Genomic DNA, 6310 nt, shown 5'->3' on the forward strand with positions numbered 1-6310 from the left:
CAGACACACATAGCGGCGATCATCGTGGACACCTCGACCGCGACGACCACCGCCAGTGATCACGCCACGCAGTTGATCAATTACCCGACACTTTCTGAGGCGGAGAGCACGGGCGGGCGCGGCACTAGGCTGGAGGCTCGTTCCAGCCCCTTCCTCAGGAGTGCAGCTTCGTGGCCGTCAACCTCGCCACCATCGAGTCCGTCACCAAGGTGTACGGCACCAGGGCCCTGCTGGACGGGGTGAGCCTCGGCGTCAGCGAGGGCGACCGGATCGGCGTGGTGGGCCGCAACGGCGACGGCAAGACGACGCTGATCCGGATGCTGGCGAAGCTGGAGGAGCCGGACACCGGCCGGATCACCCACTCCGGCGGCCTGCAGATGGCGGTGCTGACCCAGCACGACTCGCTGGACCCGAAGGCCACCATCCGGCACGAGGTGATCGCGGACCGGGCCGACCACGAGTGGCTCGGCGACGCCCGGATCCGCGACATCGTCCAGGGCCTGTTCGGCGGCCTCGACCTGCCGGGCTTCGCCGACGGCCTGGACACCGTGATCGGCCCGCTCTCCGGCGGCGAGCGCCGCCGCATCGCGCTCGCCAAGCTGCTGCTCGGCGAGCCCGACCTGATCGTGCTGGACGAGCCCACCAACCACCTCGACGTCGAGGGCATCGCCTGGCTCGCCAAGCACCTGCAGAACCGCCGCTCCGCACTGGTCTGCGTCACCCACGACCGGTGGTTCCTGGACCAGGTCTGCACCCGGATGTGGGACGTCCAGCGCGGCGAGGTCCGCGAGTACGAGGGCGGCTACTCGGACTACGTGTTCGCCCGCGCCGAGCGCTCCCGGATCGAGGCCACCGAGGAGCAGAAGCGGCAGAACCTGGCCCGCAAGGAGCTGGCCTGGCTGCGCCGCGGCGCCCCCGCCCGCACCTCCAAGCCGCGCTACCGGATCGAGGCCGCGAACGCGCTGATCGCGGACGTGCCGGAGCCGCGCGACAAGTCCGAGCTGATGAAGTTCGCCAACGCCCGCCTCGGCCGGACCGTCTTCGACCTGGAGGACGTGACCGTCAAGGCGGGCGAGAAGCTCCTGCTGGAGCGCCTGACCTGGCAGCTCGGCCCGGGCGACCGGATCGGCCTGCTCGGCGTCAACGGCGCGGGCAAGACCTCGCTGCTGCGCGCCATGCAGGCCGCGTACGCCACCGAGGGCGACGTGCAGCCGGCCGGCGGCGTGATCAAGGTCGGCAAGACCGTCCGCCTCGCGTACCTCTCCCAGGAGGTCGCCGAGCTGGACCCGACCACCCGGGTCCTGCAGGCCGTCGAGCAGGTCCGCGGCCGGGTCGACCTCGGCAAGGGCCGGGAGATGAGCGCCGGGCAGCTGTGCGAGCAGTTCGGCTTCGGCAAGGACAAGCAGTGGACGCCGGTCGGCGACCTCTCCGGCGGCGAGCGCCGCCGGCTGCAGCTGCTGCGGCTGCTGATGGACGAGCCGAACGTGCTGTTCCTCGACGAGCCCACCAACGACCTCGACATCGAGACCCTCAACCAGCTGGAGGACCTGCTCGACGGCTGGCCCGGCTCGATGGTCGTGATCAGCCACGACCGGTTCTTCATCGAGCGCACCACCGACACCGCGTACGCCCTGCTCGGCGACCGCCGGATGCGGATGCTGCCCGGCGGCGTCGACGAGTACCTGGAGCGCCGCACCGCGATGGCCGAGGCCGCCGCCCAGGCCGCCGCCGCCCAGGTCCCGGCCGCCGCGGAGTCCACCGGCCTGTCGGCGGGCGACCTGCGCGCCGCCAAGAAGGAACTGCAGAAGATCGAGCGGCAGATCGCCAAGCTGGACGAGCAGGAGTCCAAGCTGCACGCCCAACTCGCCGAGCATGCCGCCGACTTCTCCAAGGTCGCCGAGCTGGACGCGAAGCTGCGCAAGGTCCGCGAGGACAAGGAGGAGCTGGAGATGTCCTGGCTGGAACTGGCCGAGCAGGTCTGACGCCGGCAGCGGGAAGGACGGCCGGGGGCCGCGCACGGGAACGTGCGCGGCCCCCGGCCGGGTAGCGGCGTCAGGACTTGAGCAGGGACACCGCGACGGTCTGGGTGTCGGTCACCGTGGTCTGGTAGTCGGGGTCGGTGGCGCTCGCGTTGGCGACCACCTCGACGTCGCCCTTCTGGAACGGAGTGGTGCCGGTCGGGTCGGCCTGCGCGGTCCAGGCGACCGGGGCGCCGGGGGTGCAGTTCACCGTGGCGCCGTAGGCACCGCGGATCAGGATCCGGTGGGCGACCTGGGTGACCTGGCCGCTGACCGTCACCGGTACGGCCTTGTTGCAGGTGACCGTGCCGTGCACGGTCGCCTTGCCGTCCAGGGTGCTGGCGGTGCCCTGCACCGCGACGCCGACGCCGAGACCGAGCTCCGCCGGGGCGGGGGCGTTGGCGATGTGGATCTCGCCGCGCAGGGCGGCGGTGCCGCCCTCGCAGTGCTGCTCGTAGCTGGCGTCGAAGTCCTGCACGTAGCCGTGCGGACCGAACACCACGTTGGTGACGGTGAAGGAACCCGTCAGGGTGTTGCAGCCGCGCCCGTCACCGCTGACCTCCAGGCCGGGCTGGGTCGGGCCGGCGAACGGCTCGCGGACGGCGCCGGTGTACGTCCCGACGGCCAGCGCGGTGCCCTGCGGCGCGGAGAAGCTCAGGTTCCAGTACTGGCCGAGGGCGCTGTCGACCGAGACGCTCACCACGCTGTGGTCGTCGTTGGCGTAGACGTTCAGCTGGTCCTGGGCGGTGGTGGCGAAGCTGTGCTGCTGGCCCCCGCTGATCCAGTCGCCCTGGTCGCCGCCGAACTCGATGCTGCCGTCGGTGACGGTCTGCGCGTGCGCGGCCGCACCGGTGAACAGGGTCGTGCCGGCGGCCAGCGCCAGGGCCAGTCCGAGACCGGCGGCCCCGCGCCCGAAGCCGCGGATGTTCGTTCGCATGGTCATGGTTCATCCCCCCAGATGGAGACATACGGAAGTGACCGCGCCGGGGTGTCCCGGCGGGCGAGGAGTAGCTTGGCAGCGGGCCCTGACAGCCGCATTGGGTTTTGTACGGATCTTTGCCCGGGCGGTTCCGCACCCGGGGGCGGCCGGAGGGGCCGGAGCCGGGATCGGGGGGAGTCAGCCGTCCAGCAGCTGGTCGAGCTCGTCCGCGGCGCGGGCCAGCGCGCTGCGCTCCGGGTCGTGCGGGCCGGTCGGGCGGTCGGTCCGGCCGGTCGGCGGGCGGTGGGTGCGGGCGGCGTCGGTGATCCGCTCCAGCGAGTGCAGCACCCGGGCGATCACCTCCGGCTCGGGCTGCTGCCCGCCGTAGCGCAGCTGGGCGGCGTACGCGGCGACCGCGCCGGAGAGCCGTTCCAGCGCGGCGGTGGTCGGCAGCCACAGCTCGGCGAGCCGGCCGGCCGGCGGGGGCTCGGCCAGGCCGAGGGCGACCTGCTGCCGGGCGTCGGCCAGCGCCCGGTACGCGGTGCGGCGCAGCCACACCTCGGCGACCGGCTCGGTGCGCCCGGCGACCACCGCGGCCAGGTAGCGGCGCAGCGTGGCCGCGGCGGTGACGACGCTCGGCTCGATCCGGTGCGGCGGCCGGTCGGGCCACAGCAGGTAGCCGAAGACCAGCACGATGCCGCTGGCCAGCGCGGTGTCCAGGACCCGCGGCCAGAACTCGGCGGCCCCGCTCTCCCCGCCCAGCTGCACCAGCAGCAGCGCGACCGGCGTCATCACGACGGTGTTCAGCCCGTAGTGCGCGGCCGTCGAGTACGGCAGCAGCGCCACGCACAGCGAGATGACCAGGCTCAGCACCCAGGGGTCGGTGGTCAGCGCCAGCAGCACCGCGGTGACCGCGATGCCCAGCACGGTGCCCAGCGCCCGGCTGACCGCCCGCTGGAACACCGAGCCGAGGTCCGGCTTCAGGACGAACGCCACCGTCATCGGCACCCAGTAACTGCGGTCCAGCGGCAGCAGGTTGACCGCCGCCTCGGCGACCGCCACGCACAGCGCCACCCGCAGCCCGTAGCGCACCGAGCCCCGGGACAGCAGCCGCACCCGCAGCCGCCACGGGTCGGGCGGCGGCGGGGCGGCGGTGTCCAGCGGCGCCCAGCGGCCCGCGACGGTGTCGGCGGCGGCCCGCAGCGCGGTGTCGAACGCCGTCCGGGACGGGGTGTCCGGCCGCCACTCGGGATAGTCCGGCTCGGGGCCGCCGGTGATCTGCGCGGCCAGCCGGGCGGGCAGCCCCGCGACCTCCGGCGGCACCGGGCGCCAGGCCCACAGCAGCCCGGCCGCCGCCTCGGTGGCGCCCAGCGCGGCCTCGTACGAGCGGCGCAGCCAGCGCAGCCGCGCCGACTCGGGCCGGCCGGGGCGGGGCGGCGGCAGCAGGTCCTGCAGCTGGTTGAGCCGGCCGGTGAGCAGGCGGCGGGCCGCCGCGCCGTCCGGGGTGCCGAGGGCGGCGAGCAGGCCGCCGAGCGCCAGGTAGACGTCCGCCAGCGCCCGGGCCCGCGGATCGGCGCGGACGTCGGTGCGGTAGCGCACGCCCATCAGCAGCACCAGCGCCGCCCCGCACGGCATCATCGCGGGCGCCGCCCACCACGGGTGCGGCAGCGCCATCCCGCCGCCCAGCGAGGCCGACACCAGCAGCAGCATCCCGGCCGCCGACCCGCGGGGCCCGGTCGCGGACAGCGCCCCGCCCGCGAACCCCAGCAGGGTCAGTGCCAGTCCGATCTCCAGCCCGCCCGCTCCCCGGTACTGCAGCTCCGCCCCGATCAGCATCCCGCCGGTCGACGCGGCCAGCGCCAGCGCGATCCGCGGCGCCCGCAGCCGCAGCGGCTCCACCCGGTCGTTCATCGTGGCGTGCATCGCCCCCAGCGCCGCGAACACCCCCAGCGCCATCCGGTCGCACAGCAGCCCCAGCAGCAGCGGCACCGCCATCCCCACCGCGGCCCGCACCATCAGCACCCGCGGCACCACCGGCCGGCTCGGTCGCAGGGCCCGCGCCCACCACGCGGAGGGGTCGCCGGAAGCACGGCTGCGGCCGGGGGCTGACACAGGATCACGCGCCTTCGCTGCACGGGAGTTCGCGGCTGCTGGGCGACATTGCACGGCAGATCGGGTCTTCTCGGGCAGTTTAGCCCTCCGACCTGGGGGAAGCGGATTTCCCAACCGGTCGGCGGAGCATGTAGTGTTTTCCTCGTCGCAAGGGGAGCCGCGAGGCGCCCGGAGCAACAAGCCCCTATAGCTCAGTCGGTAGAGCGTCTCCATGGTAAGGAGAAGGTCTGCGGTTCGATTCCGCATGGGGGCTCAGATCGGGAAGGCCCCGCCGGGAGGCGGGGCCTTTCGCGTTGTCCGAGGTCCTGCGCGCCGTCCGGGGCCGGTGGCGGAGGGCCTCTGGCGGGCCGGGCGATTGTGCGCTGTGATGGTGCGTCTGTCGGGCCCGGGAGGGGGAGGCGCGGATGAGCGCACGGCTCGTGGTGGCGGACGACCACCGGCTGATGGCCGAGGCGCTGGGGGCGGCCCTGCAGCAGCGCGGGCACCGGGTGCTGGGGATCGGGTCGCCGTGCGGGGCGGTGCTGGAACTGGTGGCGGGGCGGCGGCCGGAGGTGTGCCTGCTGGGGACGGCGGGCGGGCCGGAGGACCCGTTCGAGCCGCTGCGGCGGCTGCGGCGGGAGCGGCCGGAGATCGCGGTGGTGGTGCTGGGCCCGCTGGGGGCGCCGGGGCGGGTCGCGGCGGCGTTCGCGGCGGGGGCGGCCGGGTACGTCCGCAGCGACGAGCGGATCGAGGTGGTGGACCGGGCGATCGCGCGGGTGCGGGCGGGTGAGGCGGCGGTGGCGGTCGACGTGCTGCGGGCCGCGTTCGAGCACCTGCTGTGGCCGGTGGCGGAGCCGGACGACGAGGCGCTGCGGCTGCTGCGGCTGCTGACCCGGCGGGAGGTCCAGGTGCTGGCCCGGATCGCGGACGGCGAGGACACCGCGGCGATCGCCGCCGCGATGCGGATCGCCCCGTCCACCGCCCGCACCCACGTCCAGCGGGTGCTGACCAAGCTGGGGGCGCGGTCCCGGCTGGAGGCCGCGGCGCTGGCCGCCCGGACCGGGCTGCTGGACCAACTGGCCTGAGGGCCGGGCCCGGTGGCGGCGGGGGCCGGTCCGGGGGTGGCGCGGACGGGGCCGGGGGTTCAGACGGGTGCCCTATGCTCCGGACCAGGAACACCCGAAATGTCGCGGAGGTCTGAGGGCATGAGCAAGTACCTGGTCACGGGCGGAGCCGGCTACGTGGGGAGCGTGGTGGCGGCGCACCTGTTGGAGGCGGGTCA

General features: G+C 74.4%; 4 protein-coding genes and 1 tRNA gene. 3 read left to right on the forward strand and 2 right to left on the reverse strand.

Going from position 1 to position 6310, the window contains the following annotated elements; genetic code table 11:
* The first annotated feature begins 170 nt into the window (after positions 1-170).
* The gene (locus IH44_RS0138565; RefSeq protein ID WP_030464526.1) at positions 171-1982 is read left to right on the forward strand and encodes an ABC-F family ATP-binding cassette domain-containing protein; all 1812 of its coding nucleotides are present in this window, start codon (positions 171-173) and stop codon (positions 1980-1982) included.
* 70 nt (positions 1983-2052) lie between these two features.
* On the opposite strand, the gene IH44_RS0138570 is transcribed toward IH44_RS0138565, so the two are convergent.
* Both IH44_RS0138570 and IH44_RS0138575 read right to left on the reverse strand, forming a co-directional pair.
* The gene (locus IH44_RS0138570; RefSeq protein ID WP_030464527.1) at positions 2053-2961 is read right to left on the reverse strand and encodes a hypothetical protein; all 909 of its coding nucleotides are present in this window, start codon (positions 2959-2961) and stop codon (positions 2053-2055) included.
* 174 nt (positions 2962-3135) lie between these two features.
* Entirely contained in the window at positions 3136-4953 is a 1818-nt protein-coding gene (locus IH44_RS0138575; RefSeq protein WP_232795258.1) for an FUSC family protein, read from the reverse strand.
* A 276-nt stretch (positions 4954-5229) separates the two neighbouring features.
* Between IH44_RS0138575 and IH44_RS0138580 the strand changes: the two genes are divergently transcribed.
* Positions 5230-5302: transfer RNA gene (locus tag IH44_RS0138580), tRNA-Thr, on the forward strand.
* 151 nt (positions 5303-5453) lie between these two features.
* A complete protein-coding gene (locus IH44_RS0138585) occupies positions 5454-6113 on the forward strand; it encodes a LuxR C-terminal-related transcriptional regulator (protein ID WP_030464529.1) in 660 nt (219 codons plus the stop codon).
* Positions 6114-6310 lie beyond the last annotated feature (197 nt).

The sequence above is a fragment of the Kitasatospora sp. NRRL B-11411 genome, assembly GCF_000721345.1.
GTDB lineage: Bacteria > Actinomycetota > Actinomycetes > Streptomycetales > Streptomycetaceae > Kitasatospora > Kitasatospora cineracea.